Origin of the sequence: Streptomyces sp. NEAU-W12, from assembly GCF_026242095.1 — a bacterium.
In the GTDB taxonomy this organism is placed as follows: Bacteria; Actinomycetota; Actinomycetes; order Streptomycetales; family Streptomycetaceae; genus Streptomyces.
The window spans coordinates 61,887-81,989 of the sequence record NZ_JAPJDM010000024.1; the positions used below are offsets into that span (position 1 = coordinate 61,887).

Sequence of the window (20,103 nt, forward strand, 5' to 3'; positions counted from 1 at the left end):
CCGAGAGGCCTGAGGGGTTCTCAGACTCCGAACTCCGCGGGCGAGACGCCGAGGGCCGCACAGGCCTCGCGGATGGCGTACTGCTCGGTCGCCTCGAAGGTGCCGTCGGCACCGGCGACGACCATGCCGGTCTGGATGACCGCGCGTGCCTCGACCGGCTTCTTCGACGCCTTCGCGATGTCCTGCAGGGCTCTCGCCTTACCCAGTTCGAAGTTGGCCACGAGCTGGTCCACGTGCTCGTTGAACCGCTTGCGGAGCTGGTCCGGCGGGAAGTTCTGCAGGACCTCGTTGGAGACGATCAGCTCTTCCACGCGCTGCCGCTCCGCCGGCTCGACGTGCCCGTCGGCGACCGCGACCAGCGCGCACATCGCCATGCTCGCGTCCCGGTAGGCGCCGCTCTTGAGTTCTGCCTTCGCCGACGCGAGCTGGGACTTCAGCAGCCCCATCAGCTGCGCCTTGGAGCCGCCGGAGGACGAGCCGCGGGAAGGGCCGCCGGCCTGTCCCGGCCCGGGAGTCCCGTGCTGTCCTCCTCCCGACCTCGCGCCCTGGGACTGCTGGAGTGCCCTGGCCTGGTCCTTGACCCGGTCCCACATCGCCACTGGTGCCACCTCGGCTTCTGTTGCTGTCTTTTCCGGTGCCGGTCGTCAGGCCCGGATGGTGCGGTCCGCCTGCTCAACGGACGCCGTTGCGGCCGTGTTCCCGGGGGCAAAAGAAAGGCAAAAAAACTATCGTCGTATTGCCATCCTGCCGAATCGCGTTCCGCGCACGGGTCGCGCGGGCCGCGCGCCGCAGAGGTCGCGGATCAGGACGGTCCCGCCCCTGTGCTGCAGGGGCCGACGGTGTCGTCACCGCGGACCGCACAGTCGTCCCGGGCGGGACGGTGGATGCCCTCGGCGCGGTCGGCGCGCAGCGACACCGTTTCACTCAGGCGGCTCAGCCGCCAGGCGATCGTGGTGGAGGGCTCCGGCCCGGGACGCGGGCAGCGCGCGGCGTCACGACCCCGGTCCCGGCCCTTTCCTCACCTCGGCGCGCCGCTCGTACCGGAGCGCCGCACCGGTCGCGACCGCGCCGAGGCCCTCCCACACGGCGACGCCGACGAATGCCTCCGGCGCCCGCCCACTGATCACGGAGACCGTGAACACCGTGCACGTCAGCAGCCTGAACGGCACGGTCCACCGGAAGAAGGCCCGCCAGTCGGCGAGCGCCGCCAGGACGTAGTACACGCCCATGTTGAGTGCCGCAGTCGAGGACGCCGTCACGAAGGCCGGCGTGAGGTCGCCGCTCCCCCGCACGTCCGGAGCCTCGATGCCGAGCAGGGACAGTTGGGCGGCCGGCGCGATCAGACCCACGGCTCCCAGAGCGGCGGCGAGTGCCCCGAAGACCGCCATGGTCCAGCCCGGGGCCGAGCGGGGAGCACGCACCCGGCGGGCACGGCGGCCGGCGGGGCCGCCATCGGGGGCCCGGTCCCGCCGGAGCCGTCCGGGACTCAGCCCACTGTCCATTTCTGGTTCGCGGCGCCCGTGCAGGTCCAGATCTGGAGCCGGGTGGCGTTGGCCGCGTTGTTGCCGGTCACGTCCAGGCACTTGTCGGCCGGGGGGTTGACGATGTCGCGCGCGCCGGTGACCGTCCACCGCTGACCGGGGCCGCCGGTGCAGTCCCAGAGCTGGAGGGGGGTGCCGTCGGCGGTGCCGTTGCCGGCGGCGTCCAGGCACTTGCCGAGCGCGCGGATCGTGCCGTCGGAGCCCATGGTCCACCGCTGGGCGGAGCTGCCGTTGCAGTCGTAGAGCTGCACCGGGGTGCCGTTGGCAGGGTTCGCCCCGGCGACGTCGACGCACTTTCCGGCCAGACCCCTGATGGCGGCGCCCGGGGCGGCGTCCGTGGTGGTCACCGACACGTGGTCGACGACGAGTTGCTGGGGGAAGACGGTGGAACCGTCGGGGTCGCCGGGCCAGTAGCCCCCCACCGCCAGGTTCAGGATGAGGAAGAACGGCTTGTTGAACACCCAGGACCGCCCGCCCAGATCGGCGGGGGTACGGGTCTGGTAGACGTTGCCGTCCACGGACCAGGTGATCGAGTCGGGCGCCCAGTCGACGGCGAAGGTGTGGAAACCGTCCGCGAAGGCCTGGCCGCCGGGCAGGGTGTAGCCGGCGCCGATGCCGCCCGAACCGGAGTAGCCGGGGCCGTGGATGGTGCCGTGGACGGTGGAGGGCTCGAAGCCGACGTTCTCCATGATGTCGATCTCGCCCGAGTCCGGCCAGTCGACCGGTGTGCCCAGCATCCAGAAGGCGGGCCACATGCCCTGACCGCGCGGGACCTTCATCCGTGCCTCGATGTGCCCGTACTGCGCGGTGAACTTCCCCGCGGTGTTCAGACGGGCCGAGGTGTACTGGCAGGTGCCGTACCAGCACTGGTAGTTGGCCGGGTTCTCCTTGCGGGCCGTGATCACCAGGTGGCCCCGGCCGTCCAGGGCGGCGTTCCGGTTGCCGGACGTGTAGTACTGCCGTTCATGGTTGTTGACGTTGTCGCCGGTCTCGGTATGCCACTTCGAGGAGTCGACCGCCCCGCCGGCGGGCCCGTCGAAGGTGTCCGAGAACGTCACGGCGGCGGCCGCGGCACCGTCCGCCGACGCGGCGACGGTGGAGGCGGCGGGGGCGTCCGCCGGTTCCGCCCGGGCGGTTCCGACGGCTGCGGAGGCTACCAGAGCCGCGGACAGAACGGTGGTCAACCATCTGCGCAGCCTGCGTGGAGAGGACATGGCTCTCCCTTCCGTACGGCGGCCCGCGTCTACGGGCGCGCCGACCGAGGTTGTGGGGGGAGGTACGTCGTCCCTTGATTCAAGGCGTGAGGTAAGAGGACGTCAATACCCTGGTACGGACCAGCGGTCCGCAGTCGTCACTCCCTCACTCACGGATACCGGCCGCCGATCTCTGTGAACATCAAGAGCCCACGTTCCGGACCGAGTTGCCGCCCGAAGCACTCACCGTGCGCCACACCGTCCACAGCAACGGAACCGACCTGTTCGGAGCAGGGGGGCGGGGCACGGCCGCGCACAGACCGGTCCTGGCCGCGGTGGCGGGGACGCTGCCGCCGGCCGCGTGCACCGAGGGGACGGGCGGGGGTTCTGCCCGTTCCCGACGGCGCCCGAGGAGCAGGAGGGCAGGGACGGCGGGGGCGTCCCCTACCGCGTCACCGACGGATCCGCGCGCTTCGTGGCCCGCTCGGACGGCATCGGCGAGGAGGCCGACGGGGAGACCTGGCGGTCACCCGCCACGGTCGGCCGTGCCTGCGTACCCGCCCTGTCGGCCGCACCCGCCGAAGCGTCGAACGGGTGCGCTACATTTTGCTCGCCTTCGACCGCGATCACTCACGATCCTTCACCCTACGGAGCCGGCATTCCCATGAGCGACATCGTCAACGGACTCGGCCGGGCCACCGCCTACGGCGCACTCGGCCTGGTCCTGCTGGTGCTCGGCATCGTCCTGGTCGACCTGCTGACACCCGGAAAACTCGGCCGGCAGATCTGGGAGGAGCGCAACCGCAACGCCGCCCTGGTACTCAGCTCGGCGCTGCTCGGCATCGGCGGAATCGTGTTCACGTCCATCTGGACGACGTACGAGGACTTCGGCAAGGGGCTGGTGTCCACCGCCACGTTCGGGCTGCTGGGACTGGTCATGATGGCCGTTGCGTTCCTGGTGGTGGACCTCATCACGCCGGGACGCCTGGGCAGCACCCTGGTCGACCGGGAACCGCACCCCGCGGTCTGGGTGACCGCGTCCTGCAACCTCGCGGTGTCCGCGGTCGTTTCGGCGTCCATCGCCTGACGCCGGCCGCCCGGCGGCCTTTCGCCCGGTCCTGAACGGGTGTCGAGGGGGCGGGGAGCCCGCCCCGCCCGGCCTCCGAGGGCCGCCCTTCCCCCCGCCGCGTCTCCCGCTCCCCCACAGTCCGCACAGTGCGCCCCGCGGCCGTTTCAGGCGACGCGGGCGGCGGTCCGGACCAGACGGGGGCGCTCCTGCACCGGGCGGATCGGCGCGGCCAGGGCCCGGGAGGGCGGACCGACCCGGGTGGGGGAGGCGCTGGCCCGGGTGGAGGAGGCGCTGACCCGGTACGTCGTCCGGTTCGGGTCCACGACCGGGTCCCCGAGCTCGATCTTCCCGGCCTCGTGCAGCGCGTCGCAGTCGGTGGTGGGCAGGGCGACGTAGCAGCCGCCCTGGCCCGTGGTCGAGTCGAGCGGCCGCCAGTAGCTGTACCTGCGGCGGCCGTTCGCGTACACCGTGACGAAGCTGGGGGTGCGCGGGTCGGAGATGATGCGCAGCACGTCGACGTCGACCGCGGCGAATGACGGCGCGGGGGCCGCCCGGAGCCCGGCGGTCATCCGCCCGGCGCGCGGACGGTCCTGGGTCTGGTTGACGGTGAAGAGCATCGCTGGGGCCTTTCCGGAGCCGGGTCTCGAGACCGTCTACCCAGCACGGCGCCGGTGTTGATCTCTTTCAATGATCATTGTGCTCCTTGACACCGACATTAACCCGCCACGGGCGGTCTGATGGTGGAATTTCCTCGCCATACTTGGCCGTTCTTCGCCCCTCGTGGCCGTTCTTCACCTCTCCTCGATCCCTGTCGCCCCTTGTGGCGCTTCGCGCCGGGTCCGGGCGAAGCCCGGGTTCATGATCTTCCGGGTGCCGCACGGAAGCCGGGAGCCCACCGGGCGCGGCGCGGTGCGGGGGACGGCCGCGTCCTGCCGTACACCCCAGGGGCCGTTCCGGATGTCTTTCCCGGTGGACCTCACGGAACCTCCCCGGTCAGGAGGTATCCGCCCGGTTCGGCCTTCCGCGCCTTCTCGGCCCGCACCCGTTCCAACGGCTGAAGGAGGGAAGGGTGTACGCCGGTGGGGGGCGGGGGGGGGGGGGGCCCCCCCCCCCCGCCCCCCCCCGGCGCGGCTCAACCGGACGTCGCGGACGAGAACGTCATGGTCAGCCTGTCCGGCTCGACGGTGACCACCGCCTGGGCTCTCGGGGCGGGTGAGGTGACGGTGAAACGGGGCCAGGCCCGCAGAACGATGGCCAGGACGATCTGGAGTTCCGTCCAGGCGAAGCTCTCGCCGATGCACTTGCGGCGGCCGTCGCCGAACGCGAGGAAGGAGCCGCGTGCGACGGCAGGGGTGCGGTCGGGTGCCCACCGGTCCGGGTCGAAGACGCCGGGTTCGGGAAAGACCCGCGGGTCGTGCTGGTGCAGATAGGGACTCCAGACGACGTCGGCGCCCTCGGGGACGAGGTGGCCGCCGAGTTCGATGTCACGGGTGGCGGTGCGCGTCACCATCCAGGCCGGCCCGTACTTCCGGATCGCCTCCTGCAGAACCCGTCGGGCGTGAACGAGCCGGTCCAGGTCCTCGTGGCGCAAGGGCCGGTCACCGCACACGGTGGTCAGTTCGTCGCGCAGCAGGCGCTCGATCGCGGGGTTGCGTGAGATCTCGTAGAGGGCCCAGGCCAGGGTGGTGCCGGTGGTCTCGATCGCTCCTGTCAGCAGGGTGATGGCCTCGTCCTGCAGTTGCTGACGGGTGAGCGGGGGCTCGGCCGTCAGCAGGGCGGCGAACAGGCCTGCCCGCTCCGTCCCCTCAGCCCCCTCCGTCCGCGGGGCCGCCGCCGCGCGCGGGCATTCCGCCGAGGGCTCACCGGTGCCGTCCGCGGTCGAGGGCCGGACCCGGTCGGAGCGGTGGTCGACGGCCTGGTCTATCAGGATCCGCAAGCGGGCGACGCGGGCGGCGTGGGCCCGGTTCGCGGGCAGCGGCAGCCCGGTGACCCAGGCGGGGAGGAGGGTCTGCCGGATCGTTCCCTTCATGATCTCGGGCATCAGCGCGGTGAACTCGTTCTCCAGGTGACCGGGCAGGTCCGTGCCGAAGAGTGCGACCAGGAACGCGGCGAGAGCGGTCGCGTTCATATCGGCGCAGACGTCCCGCGGCACGTCCTCGGGCCACGCCTCGACCAGGGTGCGCACCTGGCCGATCATGGCGTGGCCCCGGTCGGCGATGTGCGACTTGTTGAACATGGGCTGCATCAGACGCCGGTTGCGCAGGTGTGCGTCGCCGTCGGCGATGGTGGCGAGTCCGTCACCGAAGAAGACCCGCAGCGCGTCGATGATTCTGCCGCCCTTGACGAAGTGGGCGGCATCGGTGACCAGGACGCGGCGGGTCAGCGCGGGGTCGGTGACGACGTAGGCGGGTCTCGGACCTATGCGTATCCGCACGACGCTGCCGTGCCGGCGCAGTGAGGTGATGAACGGGAGGGGGTCGCGGACGAGCCGGTGGGCGTGGCCGATCAGCGGCAGGCTGCCGGGGGCGGTCGGGGTGGGGACGGACGGTGTCGTCGTGGCACTCATCGAACGGATCACTCCTCGTGGGGGGCCGTCGAGCGCCCGATGCATGCCCAGGAGCGCTCATGGGGATGCCGTGCCGGGCCGCCCCGGACGATCTTCCGCGCGTCCTGGACCGGATGCGGGCTCGCACAGGTCGCGCGAACCTGGAAGGGCCGCCCGGTTGTGCTGCCCCGGCGGGGCCGTGGGGCCGGGTCGTCCGACACCGAGCCGAGGAGAGACGAAAGCCCATGCCGCACATCACCGTGGGACGCGAGAACTCCACCGACATCGACCTCTACTACGAGGACCACGGGTCCGGACAGCCCGTGGTCCTCATCCACGGGTTCCCGCTCGACGGCCACTCCTGGGAGAAGCAGTCCGCCGCGCTGCTCGACGCCGGCTACCGCGTGATCACCTATGACCGCCGCGGGTTCGGACGGTCGAGCCTGCCGACGTCGGGCTACGACTACGACACCTTCGCCGCCGATCTGAACACGGTCCTGGAGACCCTCGACGTCTCGGACGCCGTACTCGTCGGGTTCTCCATGGGCACCGGTGAGGTCGCCCGCCACGCCAGCCGGTTCGGCTCGGGCCGGATCGCCAAGGTGGTCTTCCTCTGCTCGCTGGGGCCCTTCCTGCTGAAGACCGACGACAATCCGGCCGGTGCGGCGCCCCGCGAGTTCTTCGAAGGCATCTCGGCGTCGGTGAAGGCGGACCGGTACGCGTTCTACACGTCGTTCTTCAAGGATTTCTACAACCTCGACGAGAACCTCGGGAGCCGGATCAGCCCGGAGGCCGTCCGCAACAGCTGGTGCACGGCGGCCTCGGGCGGATTCTTCGCCGCGGCGGCCGCGCCGATGACCTGGTTCACAGACTTCCGGGGCGACATCCCCGCCATCGACGTACCCGCTCTCATCCTGCACGGCACGGCGGACAACATCCTGCCCGTCGACTCGACCGGGCGCCCGTTCCACCGGGCGCTGCCGGGTGCCGAGTACGTGGAGATCGAGGGTGCCCCGCACGGTCTGTTGTGGACGCACGCCGAGGAGGTCAACGAGGCGCTGTTGTCGTTCCTCGGGAAGTCCGCCTGACGTGACGTCACAAGCGGTCCCCCCGGGGGCTTTCGGCCCACCACACCGCACTCCGCGCGCCGGTCGCGCCCGAGGAGTCGGGGACGTCCGGCGCGCGGGGTGGATCGGGCGGGGCCGAACCGGTCGAGGCGCATGGCCTTGTCCCGGGCCTTGACGAGTTCCTGCACGAACTCCTTCCTCGCGCCGTCGCTCGCGTGGACCTCCGTGGTCATGGGGCCGAAACCACGGACGGGACTGGAGCAGTCACAGGGATGGGAGTGTTCCGGTCCCGTAGGGCGCACGTTGTCCGGTGCGGGATGGCCCAGGGGCCGCCGGGCCGCTCAGCGGAGCACCTGGAGTGCGCCGGGGAGGACTCTGAGGGTCACCGGGAGAACCGCCTCGACCTCGCCGTCCGCCCCGTAGGGGACGTCCCGGTCGGCGAGGATGCGGATCTCCCTGCCGCGCAGGATCCGCACCTGGGGGCGGTGGACGTGGGTGCCGGTCCTGAGATCGTTCATCAGGCTGAAGAACAGCAGCCGCGAGGCGTCCGCGATCATCACGATCTCCAGTACGCCGTCGTCGACGCGGGCGCCGGGAGCGATGACGCGGCCCGAACCGTAGTAGCCGGAGTTGGCGGCGACCACCGTGTAGCCGGTGTGGGTGTGCTCCTCGCCGTCGACCGTGACCCGGTAGCGCGCCGCCCTCCAGCCGGTGACCGCGCGCAGACCGCCCGCGTAGTAGGAGGCGGAACCCCGCAGCAGCCGGGACCGGTTGGCGTGGCGGTTGGCCAGCGCGTCCACGCCGGCGTAGACGCTGCCGAGGACGACGGTGCGGTGGTGGACGGCCGACCGGACCTCGATGGTGTCGACCGGCCGCGGTGCGTTGTGCAGCAGTGTCCGGGCGAGGGCCGCGGGATCGGCGGGCAGGCCCAGGGCGCGGGCGAAGTCGTTGCCGCGGCCCGTCGGCACGAGGCCGAGGATCGCGCCGGTGCCGCTCAGCGCGCCGCCGATGCCTCCGGCGATGCCGTCCCCGCCGACCGCCAGCACCACCCGGCCCCGCCGGCCGGCGTCGCGGGCCAGTTCCCGCGCGTGGGCCAGGTCGCGGCTGTACTGCGTGTGCAGGTCGGCGCCGGCCTCCCGGAGCAGGCGCGCGAGGGCGAGCAGCGCTCCCGCTCCGGTGGATCCGCCCGCGGTGGGATTGACGACGGCGGTGAACTGTCGCATCAGGTGCCTCCGGGCGGGCCGACGGAACGGGAAAGGCGGTGGGGGAAAGCCGGTGGTGGGGGGAAGGGCGTGGCCGGGTGGGGCGGCCGCCCCGCAGGGCGACACCCGGTGGGCCGCGGTTCAGTCCGTGGGCAGGAGGACGCCGGGGCTGAGGATTCCGGCCGGGTCCAGGCGCTGCTTCACGGCGCGCAGGGCGTCGGTGCCCAGCGGGCCGATCTCGCGGACGTACCAGTCCCGGTGGTCGGTGCCGACGGCGTGGTGGTGGGTGATCGTGCCGCCGGCGGCGAGGATCGCCTCGTTGGCGGCGTGCTTGGCGCGCGTCCAGTGCGCCACGGGGTCGCCGTCGCCCTGGGCCGACACGACGGTGAAGTACAGCGAGGCGCCGTTCTCGTAGATGTGGGAGATGTGGCACATCACCAGGGGCGGGGTACCGGACTCCGTGAGCGTGCCGGTGAGGGCGTCGCGGACGGCGGTGTACAGCGCGGGCACGCCCGACCAGAACGCCGCGGTCTCCAGCGTCTCGGCCAGCGCCCCGGCGTCGAGGAGGGAATCGCGCAGGTACGGGGCCGAGAAGCGGCCGCGGGCCCAGTTCCGGCCGGGCTCCTCGCCCAGCGGGGTTCCGCCGCACGCGCGCAGGACGGCCGCGGCGCCCCGCCTGCGGTACGCGGTGTCCTCCTCCGTGCCCTCGTAGCCGGCGACGGCCGTGCATCCGGCGGGCCGGGCGGTGCCGGAGCCGATCGCCTCGGGCTGGGCGAGGCCGATCAGCGTCTCGGTCTCGTCGGACAGGCGCAGCACGGTGGGGCGCGGCCCGTCCTGGGCAAGACGGCGCAGCGCGGCGCTCCCCTGTTCGAAGGAGTCGAAGCGCCAGCCCTCGTAGACGCGGGCCCGGGGTACGGGCCGGATCCGGACGGTCACCGACGTGATGACGCCGAAGGCGCCCTCGGATCCCAGGACGAGCTGGCGCAGGTCGGGGCCGGCCGCGGAGCGTGGGGCCCGGCCGGTCTCGAGGGTGCCTTCAGGGGTGGCGAGGGTGAGGGCGAGCACCATCTCGTCGAAGCGGCCGTGGCCGGCGGACGCCTGGCCGCTGGAGCGGGTGGCGGCGAAGCCGCCGATGGTGGCCCACTCGTAGGACTGGGGAAAGTGTCCGAGGGTGAAGCCGTGTCCGGCGAGCAGCGCCTCGGCCTGCGGGGCGCGCAGGCCGGACTGCAGGGTGGCGGTACGGGAGACCCGGTCCAGGGCGAGCAGACCGTCCATGCGCCGCAGGTCCAGGGCGACGAAGGGGCGCGGCCGGCCGGGAGCGAGTCCGCCGACGACGGAGGTGCCGCCACCGAACGGCACCACGGCCAGGCCGTGTTCGGTGCAGGCGCGCAGGACGGCGAGCACCTCGTCGTGGCTCGCGGGGTACAGGACGGCCTCGGGGATGTCGGTGACGTCGCCGTCCCGGATGCGCAGCAGGTCGGGGGTGGACTTGCCGCGGGTGTGCCGGATCCGGGCCTCCGGGTCGGTGCGCACGTGGTCCTCTCCGACGTCCGCGCCCCCTCCGCCGTCCGCACCGACCAGGGCGGCGGCCAGTGCGCGCCGTGCCGCAGGCTCCAATCGGGGCTCGGGGACGGCCACTTCACCGAGGGCGACCGGTGCGGCCTCGCGCGGCCTGACGCCGAGCATGTCGCGCAGCTGCCCGATCACGGTATCGGGCAGCGGCTTCGCCCCGGCCGGGTCGCCCCAGCCACTCCACAGCATGTCCATGACTGCCGTCCTCGCCGGTCGATGGGAGCGGTGCCGTCGCCGACGGCCACACAGGCGTTACACTGTGACACATGACGCCTATTCGTCACAACCAAGCGGGCAACGACGCGGTGCTCGACGCGGTGCGCGACTGTGTCCTGGCCGTCGGGGTCCGCCGCACCACGCTCACCGACGTGGCGCGGCGTGCCGGGGTCTCCCGCATGACGCTGTACCGGCGGTGGCCCGATGTGCGCACGCTGGTCGGGGACCTCATGACGCGGGAGTGGATCGCCGTCGCCACCTCGGCCGTCCCCGAGGCCCGGCCGGGGGTGACCACTCGGGAGCGGATGGTCGACGGGCTGGTGGCGGTGGTGCGCGCGTTCGGCGAACACCCGCTCTTCCAGAAGATCGTCGGCGTGGATCCCGAACTGCTGCTGCCCTACGTGCTGGACCGGCGCGGGGCGAGTCAGGAAGCCATGCTGGGACTGCTGGCCAAGACCCTGGGAGAGGGGCACGCCGACGGTTCGGTGCGTGCCGGCCGTCCCGAACGGCAGGCGCGGTCCGTCCTGCTGATCGTCCAGTCCTTCACCCTGTCCCTGCGGACCATGATCGACGAGGACGACCCGGATCTCACCTACGAGGCCCTCATCGCGGACCTGCGCGACCTCCTGGAGAGGACCCTCACCCCATGACCTCCCCGGACTCCCCCGCCGGGCCGCCCTCGTCCGCCGGGCCGACTGCGTCCGGTTCGTCCCTGTCCGCGGGCCGCCGCACCCGTGACCTGACCGCGGCCGTGGACGGCGACGCCGTCGACGTCCTCGTCGTCGGGCTCGGTGCCACAGGCGCAGGGGCCGCCCTGGACGCGGCGTCCCGCGGGCTGAGCGTGGTCGCCGTCGACGCCCACGACCTGGCCTTCGGCACGTCCCGCTTCAGCAGCAAGCTGGTCCACGGCGGGCTGCGCTATCTCGCCTCCGGCCGGCTCGCCGTCGCTCACGGGAGCGCGGTCGAGCGCGGGGTGCTGATGGAGCGCACCGCCCCCCATCTGGTGCGCGCGCAGCCGTTCGTACTGCCCCTCACTCCTCTGGTCTCCCACCGTCAGTCCGTCCTGGCACGGGCGGGTTTCCGGGCCGGTGACGTCCTGCGGCTGGCCGCCCGGACCTCGCGGGCGACCCTGCCCGCGCCGCGCCGGATCCCGTCGGCGGAGACCCGTCGTCTGGCACCCGCCGTACGGGCCGACGGACTGCGCGGCGGTCTGCTGTCCTGGGACGGCCGGCTGACCGACGACGCCCGCCTGGTGACCGCCGTCGCCCGCACCGCCGCCGCGCACGGGGCACGGATCCTCACCCGGGTCCGGGCCCTGGACCTGACCGCCTCCGGTGCCCGGGTCCGCGACGAACTCACCGGCGAGGAGGGCCGCATCCGCGCCCGCGCGGTGATCAACGCGTCCGGTGTCTGGGCGGGCGGACTCGTCGACGGCATCCGGATCCGCCCTTCGCGCGGAACCCATCTCGTGCTGCGCCGGGACAGTCTCGGCCCGCTTCCGGCCGGCCTGCACATCCCGGTCCCCGGGGAGACCAACCGCTTCGTCCTCGTCCTGCCCCAGGACGACGGCCGGGTCTATGTCGGCCTCACCGACGAACCCGTGGACGGTGACGTCCCCGAGGTCCCCGAGGCCCCCGAGACGGACATCGGTTTCCTCCTCGACGTCCTGTGCTCCGTCCTCGGCGCCCCGCTGCACCGCGACGACGTCGTGGGGGCCTTCGCGGGCCTGCGTCCCCTGCTGGACACCCCGGCGGACGGTTCCGGTACGGCGCCGAGGACCGCCGACATCTCGCGGCGGCACGCGGTGCTGACGTCGTCCGAGGGGGTCGTCACCGTCGTCGGCGGCAAGCTCACCACGTACCGGCGCATGGCCGAGGACGCCGTGGACACCGCCGTGCGTGTCCGGCGGCTGCCGGCCGGTCCTTCGCGCACCGCGTCCCTGCCGCTCGTGGGTGCCGCGTCGCCGCAGGCCCTCGCCACCCTGCCGGCACCCCGCCGCCTCGTGCGGCACTACGGGACGGAGGCACCGGCCGTGCACGCCCTCGGCGTGCACGACGCCCGGCTGGGCGAGCCCGTACTGCCCGGCCATCCGGTGACCGGCGCCGAACTGCTCTGGGCGGTGCGTCACGAGGGAGCGCTCGACGAGAGCGACCTGCTCGACCGCCGCACCCGGATCGGCCTCGTCCCCGCAGACCGCGCCGCAGCACTGGACACGGTCCGTGAACTCCTGACCAACGTCCTGCCCCGGCGCGGTTGACGCGGCACGGCTGTCACAACTCAGTTGTCGCAGCACGGTCGACACGGCTCAGCCGACCCGCGCCGGCCGGTCACCCGCCGTGCACGCCGACTTCGCGCAGGGAGTAGCCCCACTCCGTCCCCCGGTCCAGGAGGGCGACGCGCACGTGGCGGGTCTGCTGAGGGGTGAACCGGGCCGTGTCGAGCCCGCCGTCGCCGGCCGTGGTGGACCAGACGGTCCGCCAGTCGGCGCCGTCGGCGGACAGCTCGACACGGTACGACGTCCCGTACGCGCGCTCCCAGTCGAGGGTGACGCGCCCCACCTCGCGTGGGGCGCCGAGGTCGATGCGCAGCCACTGGTCGTCGCTCCGGTCGCTGGCCCAGCGGGTGCCCCGGTCACCGTCCACCGCCCGGCCCGGGGCATAGCTCGTGAACGGGTTCCACTCGGCCGAACTCGCCGTCGCCGGGGCGCCCTTCGCGAGGTTGTCCGCAGGCCGGTGCCGTTCGGAGGCGCCCCAGGTGCCGAGGTAGGTCTCGGCGCCCCGGAAGAGATCGTCCACCACGTCCTGGCCGCCGACGCGCCTGATGTCCTCGATCCAGTCGGGGACGAGTCCGTGGTGCGCGGCTCCGTCGGTGTTCAGGTCCCAGGTGCGCTCGCCGGTGGTCTGCCGGTCGATGACGGACCCGCCGTCCACGCTGCGGAAGGGGTACGTGACGGGATCGGGCGCGTCCGCGCCGCGCGGGGCGGGCCAGCCGCCGATGCCGTTCATGTCGGTCCCGTAGCCGTAGCCCGCGCCGTACTTGTCCCGGACCGCTTCGGTGCGCTCCGCCTCCTCGACGAAGTGTTCCGAGCCGTGCATGTACTGGGCGACGAAACCGCCGAGACCGTAGACCCGCTCGGTCCAGTCCATGTCCATCCAGCTGTGCGAGGAGATGACGCCGGGGTAGGACTCGGCCTCGAGGAGGTCGAGCACCCTGCCGGTGGCCTTGACGCTCATGTGGTCGATCTCGAGCATCATGTTGCGTTCCATCATGCCGCGTACGGCGTACTCACCGAGGTCGGTGAGCCCGCGGACGTTGCACCGGGCGTCCTCGTCATAGGCGGGAACCTCGACGCCGGCGGGGAGTTCCGCCTCGGCGGCGGGCGCGGCGGCCAGGCCGATGGGGTTGTCGTGCTGAGGGCCGGTGCACTGCTCCGTCTGCCAGAAGGTGCCGGTCGACAGGAACTGCCCGACGTTGATGGCGGTGCCCAGCGCTCCCTCGTCGAAGCGGACTCCGCACAGCGCGTTGTCGAACTTGTGGCACAGGAACATGCTGCGCACGCCGAGGTCGTACAGCTCGTCCAGCCCGGCGTCGATGTCGCCCCTGTCGCACTGGGCGACGTCCAGGACCTGCTTGCAGCCGAAGGGTTCGGAGGTCTCGACCCCCAGGACCACCGCCAGTTTGCCCTGTTCGACGACCTGCCGGGCCTGTGTGCTGTCGGTGACGATGCGGAACCAGCCCTTGCCCGTGCCGCCGTACATCCTGTCGATGTAGGCCTGCATGTCGTATGTCAGCTTCGCCTGCAGCCGGATGGACGTCATCTCGTCGCAGCCGCGGTCCTTGAAGAAGTACACGGAGCAGATCACGCCGTTGGTGACGAGGTCGTTCACCAGGACCCGCTGCCCACCGCGCCAGGCGCGCTCGATCCAGGCGTAGTAGTTCTGCTGGTGGGTCAGGGAGTCGTGGGCGGGCCAGTCCGCGAAGGTGGGCCAGCCGTCCGGGTCGTGCCTGCCGTCACCGCCGTTGGTGATGAAGTCGAAGATCGCGAGGGAGCCGTCGGGATAGTGCTCGGGGCAGTCCTTGAGTGCGTCGGCGATCCCCTTCTCGGAGAAGGGCTTGCCGCAGATGAGCCGGCCGCCGAAAGCCTCGTTGGACATGAGGTGGTTGTGCGCGTCGACGAACCCGCGGACCTCGCCGCGCGCGTCGGTGCCGGTGAAGGGCTCGCCGGTGACGCCGATGCCGGAGTCCGGGGCAGGCCGCGCTGTCGGCTCCCACCAGTCGCCGCCGGCCGCCGAACTGGGCGTCGGACCGAGGGACATGGCGAGCACGAGCAGGAGCAGGGACACGAGGGCGGCATGACGGCGTCCGCCGTGCCGGTGTCGAGCAATGGTCACGGCCCATGTCCCTCCGTCGGCGGAACGGCACGGTCGGCCCTTTCGGGCGGTCCGGGCCTGCGGCCCGGGCCCCCGGCAGGTTGTCATGACCGGCACAAGGTATGAGCCGAGGATGACTACGGGCTCGTGAGGAGTCAAGGGTCCGGGACGACCTGCGGCCGCCCGGGCCCAGGACGGCCCCTGCCCTGACGCGGAAGCCCTTGGCATGACCGCGTGACCCTCGGACTCCCGCCGGCATGCCGGTCGACGGCTACGCGGCGGCGCCGACCTGGCACGAACGACCGCCGGCCTCCCGTCCGGTCTGCGCGGCCGGTGACTCCGAGGCCGCCCGGGAGCTCGCGGAGCGCCGGTCGGCGGCCGTCGAGCACTCGCCCGGGCACACCGGCCGCGCCGGGCACGCCTCCCTCACCGACGACTTCGGCGACCGCCTCGCCCGGATCGCCGCGAGAGGGCTTCGGCCGGTGCGCCGGGGACCCACTCGAACGACGTCCGCGAGGCCGTGCACCGCGATTCCGACGGCACCGCGATCGGCTTCGTCGGTGCCCCGGCCCGAGGTCGCCCCCCGGTCGACGCGGCCGGAGCCGGCGCCCCCTCCGCGTCGGTGACCCGCGGGGTCAGCCGCTCCACCGCGGTGACGCCTACCGCTCCGTCCCGGGTTCGTAGCGCAGCGAGATGGAGCGCAGGACGTCCGAGGAGGACACGTCGGTGCGGCCGGCGTCGTGCACTTCGGCGAGCTGCACGAAGGCGAAGGTGAGGGCGGAGGTGATGTGCACGATGGCGGGCCCCAGCTTCTCGGTGACGATCTCCGCCACCTCGCGAGGGCTGGCGTCGTGCGGCAACTGGATGTGCGGCAGCATCTCTTCGAGGAGCGCGGAGACCGCTCCGCTCCTGGTGACCTCGGCGTCCGGGTTCTCCCGGAGTTGCCGCCGCATTTCGAGGGCCTCGGTGAGGATGCCGACGCCCCGCTGCATGATCTCGCGCTGCTCCATGGGCACAGCCTAAACGGGTGAGACGGCGCCCTGGACACCTGCGGGCAGGTCGTGACGTGGCAGCCGAGCGGCGGTAGAACCTGTTCCCTCCGCCTCCGTCGAGGAATGCCGCACGAGCGTCAGCACACGGAAAAGACAGAGATCCGACGATTCCTCCCTCGCCGTCCCGCCACTGGAACAGGTTCCCCTCCGGATACTGCCGCGCCGGCGTCCCACAGCACCTCGACGCAGGCCGACCGCTGCCTCTGCCGCCTCGGGCACCGTTTCGGTGCCCTCCCCCAGGAACTGGCTCATTCATTTGATTTCTGATTATCATCCGATAAAGAAATCAATGAGAGCTCAATCCCAAGGGAGACCACCGAGCGTCGCCGCCCTCGCCCGAGTGAGTGATCCATGTCCCCTACCGCCTCGACGGACGACGGCGACGAGCTGCTGGCCAGGCTCGGGGCGCTGACGGCCCAGGCACGCGCGCTGGCCGAGGTGCAGCGCTCCCGGATGGAACTCGCCGTCGCCCTGCAGCGTGGCATGCTGCCCCGGGAACTCCCCGTCGTCGGTGGTGTGCGGCTGGCCGTGCGTTACGCACCCGCCTACCAGGGGCTCAATGTGGGAGGCGACTGGTACGACGCCTTCAGGATGCCCGACGGCCGCATCGGCCTGTCCATCGGAGACGTCCAGGGGCACAACGTCGAGGCGGCCGCTTTCATGGGACAGGTCAGGGTGGGGCTGCGGGCACTGGCCTCCGTCACCGGTGAGCCGGGCGAGCTGCTCGCCATGACCAACGACCTGCTGCTGTCCCTGGGCTCGGACCTCTTCGCCACCTGCACCTTCATACGGCTCGACCCGGCCAGCGGCGTGATCGAGAGCGCTCGGGCCGGGCACCTGCCGTGCGTGTGGGCCACGGCGGACGGCTGGTCCGGCGTGACGCGGGACGAGGGCGGCCCTCCCCTGGGCATCCAGCCGGAGTCGGCCTACCCGGTGACCCGGTACCGGCTCGACACGGGCAGCCTGTTCGTGATGCTCACGGACGGTGTGGTGGAGGGTCCGTCGATGCGGCTCGACGAAGGGATGGACCATGTGGTGCGGCTCGCGCGCATCGCTGCGGTCGCCCGGCTGGACGCGAACGCGCTGGCCGCCGCCGTGGTCAAGGGGGCGGAGCAGGTGGGCCACGACGACGACGCGGCCGTCCTGGTGATCTCGCGCGACGGCCCGGGCACCCGTCCGTAGGCCCGCGGCGCGCCCCCGTCCCGGCGCGCCGCCGCTCCGCTCCTCCTCCCGTCGTGCGCCGCGGCCGTCCCTCGCCCCGTTTCGCCACAGGCCCTCGCCTCGCCGACGGTGCGCGCCCGGTGTCTGATGGCTTGTGTGGTGGCTAGCCAGGATCTGCGCACATCGGTCGTCTACACACTTCGGACGCTGGCGATCGCCGCCTGCTATTACGCGGCGGGACGACTGGGGCTGACGCGGGAGCTGGTCATCGAGGGCGCGGTCGTCTCGCCCATCTGGCCGCCCACCGGCGTGGCCGTCGCCGCCCTGCTGGTCTTCGGGCTGCGGTACTGGCCGGGAATCGCCCTCGGCGCCCTGGGTGTCCTCCTGTCGCTCACCTCACTGACGTGGCGCTCGTTCGTCATCCTGGCGGGCAACACCGCCGCGCCCGTGTGCGGGTGTCTGCTGCTGCGCGCCGTGGGATTCCGCACCGACCTCGCGCGCCTGCGGGACGGGGTCGCGCTGGTGTTCCTGGGCGCCCTCGCCGCGATGCTGGTCAGCTCGTCCGTCGCCGCCGGGCTGCTCATCTCCACCGGTGAGCTGCCAGGGGCCGGTTTCTGGGAGGTGTGGCTGGCCTGGTGGGTGGGGGACGCGATGGGAGTACTCATCGTCACCCCGGTCCTGCTCGTGCTCCACCGCCTGCGCGGTCCGTGGCGCTGGTCACGGTGGAAGGAGGCCCTGGGGCTGACGGTCGTCGCGGCCGCCCTGGTGCCACTGGCCACCCGCATCGGCATGAGCGTGCTGTTCCTCGTCTACCCCCTGCTGATCTGGGCGGCCCTGCGGTTCCAGCTCGCCGGCAGCATGGCGTGCGCGATGTTCGCCTCCGTCATGGCCACCATCGCGGCGACCGATCGGGTAGGCCCCTTCGAGAGGCTGTCCCGCGAGGAGGTCCTGATCAACCTCCAGGCGTTCAACGGCGCCGTGGTCCTGACCGCACTGCTGCTGTCGGCGTTGATCACCGAGCAGCGCAGCACGCGGCGTTCCGTGGAACGCGCCTGCCAGGAACTGGTCGAGGTGCTGGAGCACCTCACCGCGGGCGAGACCGCCTCGGGACGGCCTCCGCTGGAGGAGGCCGGAGCACGGTGGGCCACGGACGACCCGGACTGGGACGCCCGGAGCACGGGAGAGTGGAGTACGCGGCGCGCTACGGACGAGCCCCCGTAACGGCCCCTGGGCCGGCCGCGTTCCATGGCGGCGGCCCGGAGCGCGGCTCACGCGCCCGGCGGATGCCTCGGGGCCGGACGGAGCAGGTGGCCCCCGGTGCCGCCGAGCACACCCGCGGCGGCGGTCAGCGGTGCCGCCGTCACGCTCAACCGCAGCAGCAGAGTGCCGATCGCGGCGCCGGCCGGTACCGCCGACAGCGCGGCCGCGCGATAGCGCTGGCCACCACCGCCCGTGCCGCCGCCCGGGGCCGACGTCCTGATCCAGGTGATGAGGGTGCCGGTGACCAGGGGCGTGTTCAGGCCCGCCCCGAGCCGCCACATGGTCGCGCTGCGTACTCCCACGGCCAACGCGGTCAGAGCGGTCAGAGCGGTCACCGCACAGTGCCGGGCCCCTTGTTCCCGGCCGGTGCCGGTGCCCAGGCCGATCGCGGTCAGCGCCGCGGCGGCGGAGCCACCGCCGGTACCGTTCGACGGCCGGGGCCACGCCCAGACGACTGCCGGCGACCACGCCTGCGATGAAGGCCGCCAGAGCCGTGGCCGGTCCAAAGGGCTCCAGTCCCTCGCCCCCGGCAAGGGCGAAACCGGGAAAGAGCAGGTTGCCGGTCATGAAGGCGGTGAAGATCTGCCCCAGGCCGAGAAACGCCACGGCGTCGACGACCCCGGTGACGGCGGTCACCACGACGAGCGCTTTCTGCGGTGAACCCGGGGGACGGGTGAGGCCATGCGTCCAACATCGGCGACGGCGCGGTCGCGTCGGCGCCCTGACCGGCACCCGCCCGTCACCGCCACCCGAACGGGCTACGGATCACCGGACCGCCTCTCCCCCGGCCCCACCGCGTTCGTCGAGCACGAGGCCGCCTGCCGGAACGCCCTCGCCGGCGCCCGCCGGCACCGAACACACGTATCGCGTTCACCTGCTCAGCGACCCCGCGTCTCCCATGACGACGACCGGGTGTTGATCGGGGTCGAGGGCCAGCAGGAGTTGCCTCATGTGCGCCTCCTCGAGGCTCACGCAGCCCTGGGTGGGCCCGTCGTGGTCCACGTGCAGCCAGATGCCGCCGCCCCGGTCGGCGCCGAGCGGGCGGGTCCGGTCGAGCGGGGAGGTGCCCGGGACGCGGTTGTAGTCGATCGCCACGACGTAGTCGAAGGACCCTGCAAGCGGCTCCCCCACGAAGCCCGTTCCCTCGATGGAGAACCCGGGCGACTCGTCGTAGGGCAGCCGGGTGCCCGGGTCGGGCAGCAGGCCCCCCGCGTCGCTGAGGGTGAATACGCCGATGGGCGAGCGGAGATCGCCCGCCATGTGATCGTCGGTCCAGCCGTTGAGCGCGTTGCGGGCGGGCCATGCCGTACCCGCCTTCCAGCCCGAGGCCGTACGCCGGTACAGCACGGCCTCGGAGCGGTTCGCGTCCGGGCCCCTGCCGGTGACGACGACGGCCTGGCGGGCGTTCTCGGGGATCAGCGCCAGCGTCCGGGGGCCGAGGCCGCCGAACGGGACGGGTGTCTCGGGGTGCGCCCCGGTGTCGGCCCGGTCCTGGGAGGTGCTTCCCACGCCGGGGGCTCCGGTGCCCGGCGTCGCGTTCCCCGCCGCCCGGTCGCCTGCCGCTGTCCTCCCCGGCCCTCCGGCTGCCGGCGGGGCAGTCGCCGTAGGGGGGACCGCTGTGCGGGGGACCGCGGGGGTGGACGCGTCCCGCGCCGTGCTGCCGGTGACCGCTCCGCAGCCGGTGAGGAGCGCCGCCGCCAGGAGGGCGAGGGCCCGCATCCGCAGCCGGCCGCCGCCCCGGACCGGGGCGGTGGACCGCCGGTCGCCCGGGGACGGAGCGCGGTGACGCCCGCGGAGCGGGCCTTCGATCGATGAAGCCATGGGGTCAGCCTGACTTCGACTTCGCCGAAACGTC

General features: G+C 72.6%; 17 protein-coding genes and 1 pseudogene. 6 read left to right on the plus strand and 12 right to left on the minus strand.

Going from position 1 to position 20,103, the window contains the following annotated elements:
* Positions 1-20: 20 nt before the first annotated feature.
* The 3 genes from ORI94_RS26960 to ORI94_RS26975 form a co-directional block, all read right to left on the minus strand.
* Positions 21-599, minus strand: a complete 579-nt coding sequence (locus tag ORI94_RS26960; protein WP_266080270.1) for a tellurite resistance TerB family protein — start codon at positions 597-599, stop codon at positions 21-23.
* Positions 600-992: 393 nt separating this feature from the next.
* Complete coding sequence (locus tag ORI94_RS26970) at positions 993-1,388, minus strand: hypothetical protein (RefSeq protein WP_266080272.1); 396 nt, start codon at positions 1,386-1,388, stop codon at positions 993-995.
* Positions 1,389-1,486: 98 nt separating this feature from the next.
* Entirely contained in the window at positions 1,487-2,755 is a 1,269-nt protein-coding gene (locus ORI94_RS26975; protein ID WP_266080275.1) for a ricin-type beta-trefoil lectin domain protein, read from the minus strand.
* Positions 2,756-3,398: 643 nt separating this feature from the next.
* Between ORI94_RS26975 and ORI94_RS26980 the strand changes: the two genes are divergently transcribed.
* A complete protein-coding gene (locus ORI94_RS26980) occupies positions 3,399-3,821 on the plus strand; it encodes a DUF350 domain-containing protein (protein WP_266080277.1) in 423 nt (140 codons plus the stop codon).
* Between the two features lie 146 nt (positions 3,822-3,967).
* On the opposite strand, the gene ORI94_RS26985 is transcribed toward ORI94_RS26980, so the two are convergent.
* The gene (locus ORI94_RS26985) at positions 3,968-4,420 is read right to left on the minus strand and encodes a hypothetical protein (protein ID WP_323056092.1); all 453 of its coding nucleotides are present in this window, start codon (positions 4,418-4,420) and stop codon (positions 3,968-3,970) included.
* 515 nt (positions 4,421-4,935) lie between these two features.
* Positions 4,936-6,369: a cytochrome P450 gene (locus ORI94_RS26990; protein ID WP_266080280.1), complete on the minus strand. Its 1,434-nt coding sequence runs from the start codon at positions 6,367-6,369 to the stop codon at positions 4,936-4,938.
* A 224-nt stretch (positions 6,370-6,593) separates the two neighbouring features.
* Here ORI94_RS26990 and ORI94_RS26995 point away from each other — a divergent pair, with 224 nt between their 5' ends.
* The gene (locus tag ORI94_RS26995; protein WP_266080282.1) at positions 6,594-7,436 is read left to right on the plus strand and encodes an alpha/beta fold hydrolase; all 843 of its coding nucleotides are present in this window, start codon (positions 6,594-6,596) and stop codon (positions 7,434-7,436) included.
* Between the two features lie 320 nt (positions 7,437-7,756).
* Here the strand turns inward: ORI94_RS26995 and ORI94_RS27000 are convergent, their stop codons facing one another.
* Entirely contained in the window at positions 7,757-8,638 is an 882-nt protein-coding gene (locus tag ORI94_RS27000) for a YegS/Rv2252/BmrU family lipid kinase (protein WP_266080284.1), read from the minus strand.
* 120 nt (positions 8,639-8,758) lie between these two features.
* Positions 8,759-10,384, minus strand: coding sequence for an FAD-binding oxidoreductase (locus ORI94_RS27005; protein WP_266080286.1), 1,626 nt, complete (start codon positions 10,382-10,384; stop codon positions 8,759-8,761).
* A 71-nt stretch (positions 10,385-10,455) separates the two neighbouring features.
* Here ORI94_RS27005 and ORI94_RS27010 point away from each other — a divergent pair, with 71 nt between their 5' ends.
* Positions 10,456-11,055, plus strand: a complete 600-nt coding sequence (locus ORI94_RS27010; protein WP_266080288.1) for a TetR/AcrR family transcriptional regulator — start codon at positions 10,456-10,458, stop codon at positions 11,053-11,055.
* A complete protein-coding gene (locus tag ORI94_RS27015; protein WP_266080290.1) occupies positions 11,052-12,662 on the plus strand; it encodes a glycerol-3-phosphate dehydrogenase/oxidase in 1,611 nt (536 codons plus the stop codon). The genes ORI94_RS27010 and ORI94_RS27015 overlap by 4 nt, the downstream gene beginning before the upstream one ends.
* 70 nt (positions 12,663-12,732) lie before the next feature.
* Here ORI94_RS27015 and ORI94_RS27020 read toward each other — a convergent pair whose 3' ends face one another.
* Complete coding sequence (locus ORI94_RS27020) at positions 12,733-14,721, minus strand: discoidin domain-containing protein (RefSeq protein ID WP_266080400.1); 1,989 nt, start codon at positions 14,719-14,721, stop codon at positions 12,733-12,735.
* 713 nt (positions 14,722-15,434) lie between these two features.
* Positions 15,435-15,785, minus strand: coding sequence for a hypothetical protein (locus tag ORI94_RS27025; RefSeq protein WP_042175161.1), 351 nt, complete (start codon positions 15,783-15,785; stop codon positions 15,435-15,437).
* A gap of 393 nt (positions 15,786-16,178) precedes the next feature.
* Between ORI94_RS27025 and ORI94_RS27030 the strand changes: the two genes are divergently transcribed.
* Positions 16,179-17,009, plus strand: coding sequence for a PP2C family protein-serine/threonine phosphatase (locus tag ORI94_RS27030; protein ID WP_266080292.1), 831 nt, complete (start codon positions 16,179-16,181; stop codon positions 17,007-17,009).
* Positions 17,010-17,135: 126 nt separating this feature from the next.
* Positions 17,136-18,209 (plus strand): MASE1 domain-containing protein, encoded by a 1,074-nt coding sequence (locus tag ORI94_RS27035; protein ID WP_266080294.1) that lies wholly within the window; start codon positions 17,136-17,138, stop codon positions 18,207-18,209.
* 47 nt (positions 18,210-18,256) lie between these two features.
* Here ORI94_RS27035 and ORI94_RS27040 read toward each other — a convergent pair whose 3' ends face one another.
* The 3 genes and pseudogenes from ORI94_RS27040 to ORI94_RS27050 form a co-directional block, all read right to left on the minus strand.
* Positions 18,257-18,583 carry a hypothetical protein gene (locus ORI94_RS27040; RefSeq protein ID WP_266080296.1) on the minus strand — a complete coding sequence of 109 codons (327 nt, stop codon included), beginning with the start codon at positions 18,581-18,583 and terminating at the stop codon, positions 18,257-18,259.
* A 136-nt stretch (positions 18,584-18,719) separates the two neighbouring features.
* Positions 18,720-18,980 (minus strand): annotated as a pseudogene (locus tag ORI94_RS35620) (DUF1275 family protein); the annotation flags it as partial.
* 138 nt (positions 18,981-19,118) lie between these two features.
* Complete coding sequence (locus ORI94_RS27050; protein WP_266080300.1) at positions 19,119-20,069, minus strand: hypothetical protein; 951 nt, start codon at positions 20,067-20,069, stop codon at positions 19,119-19,121.
* Positions 20,070-20,103: the final 34 nt, after the last annotated feature.

What these genes read in the sequence shown, in the direction of transcription:
- ORI94_RS27000 (WP_266080284.1), bottom strand. Translation starts at nt 8,638, where the DNA reads ATGCGACAGTTCACCGCCGTCGTCAATCCCACCGCGGGCGGATCCACC.
- ORI94_RS27015 (WP_266080290.1), top strand. Translation starts at nt 11,052, where the DNA reads ATGACCTCCCCGGACTCCCCCGCCGGGCCGCCCTCGTCCGCCGGGCCG.
- ORI94_RS26980 (WP_266080277.1), top strand. Translation starts at nt 3,399, where the DNA reads ATGAGCGACATCGTCAACGGACTCGGCCGGGCCACCGCCTACGGCGCA.
- ORI94_RS27050 (WP_266080300.1), bottom strand. Translation starts at nt 20,069, where the DNA reads ATGGCTTCATCGATCGAAGGCCCGCTCCGCGGGCGTCACCGCGCTCCG.
- ORI94_RS26995 (WP_266080282.1), top strand. Translation starts at nt 6,594, where the DNA reads ATGCCGCACATCACCGTGGGACGCGAGAACTCCACCGACATCGACCTC.
- ORI94_RS26990 (WP_266080280.1), bottom strand. Translation starts at nt 6,369, where the DNA reads ATGAGTGCCACGACGACACCGTCCGTCCCCACCCCGACCGCCCCCGGC.
- ORI94_RS27035 (WP_266080294.1), top strand. Translation starts at nt 17,136, where the DNA reads ATGGCTTGTGTGGTGGCTAGCCAGGATCTGCGCACATCGGTCGTCTAC.
- ORI94_RS27025 (WP_042175161.1), bottom strand. Translation starts at nt 15,785, where the DNA reads ATGGAGCAGCGCGAGATCATGCAGCGGGGCGTCGGCATCCTCACCGAG.
- ORI94_RS27030 (WP_266080292.1), top strand. Translation starts at nt 16,179, where the DNA reads ATGTCCCCTACCGCCTCGACGGACGACGGCGACGAGCTGCTGGCCAGG.
- ORI94_RS27010 (WP_266080288.1), top strand. Translation starts at nt 10,456, where the DNA reads ATGACGCCTATTCGTCACAACCAAGCGGGCAACGACGCGGTGCTCGAC.
- ORI94_RS26970 (WP_266080272.1), bottom strand. Translation starts at nt 1,388, where the DNA reads ATGGCGGTCTTCGGGGCACTCGCCGCCGCTCTGGGAGCCGTGGGTCTG.
- ORI94_RS26975 (WP_266080275.1), bottom strand. Translation starts at nt 2,755, where the DNA reads ATGTCCTCTCCACGCAGGCTGCGCAGATGGTTGACCACCGTTCTGTCC.
- ORI94_RS26985 (WP_323056092.1), bottom strand. Translation starts at nt 4,420, where the DNA reads ATGCTCTTCACCGTCAACCAGACCCAGGACCGTCCGCGCGCCGGGCGG.
- ORI94_RS27005 (WP_266080286.1), bottom strand. Translation starts at nt 10,384, where the DNA reads ATGGACATGCTGTGGAGTGGCTGGGGCGACCCGGCCGGGGCGAAGCCG.
- ORI94_RS27020 (WP_266080400.1), bottom strand. Translation starts at nt 14,721, where the DNA reads ATGTCCCTCGGTCCGACGCCCAGTTCGGCGGCCGGCGGCGACTGGTGG.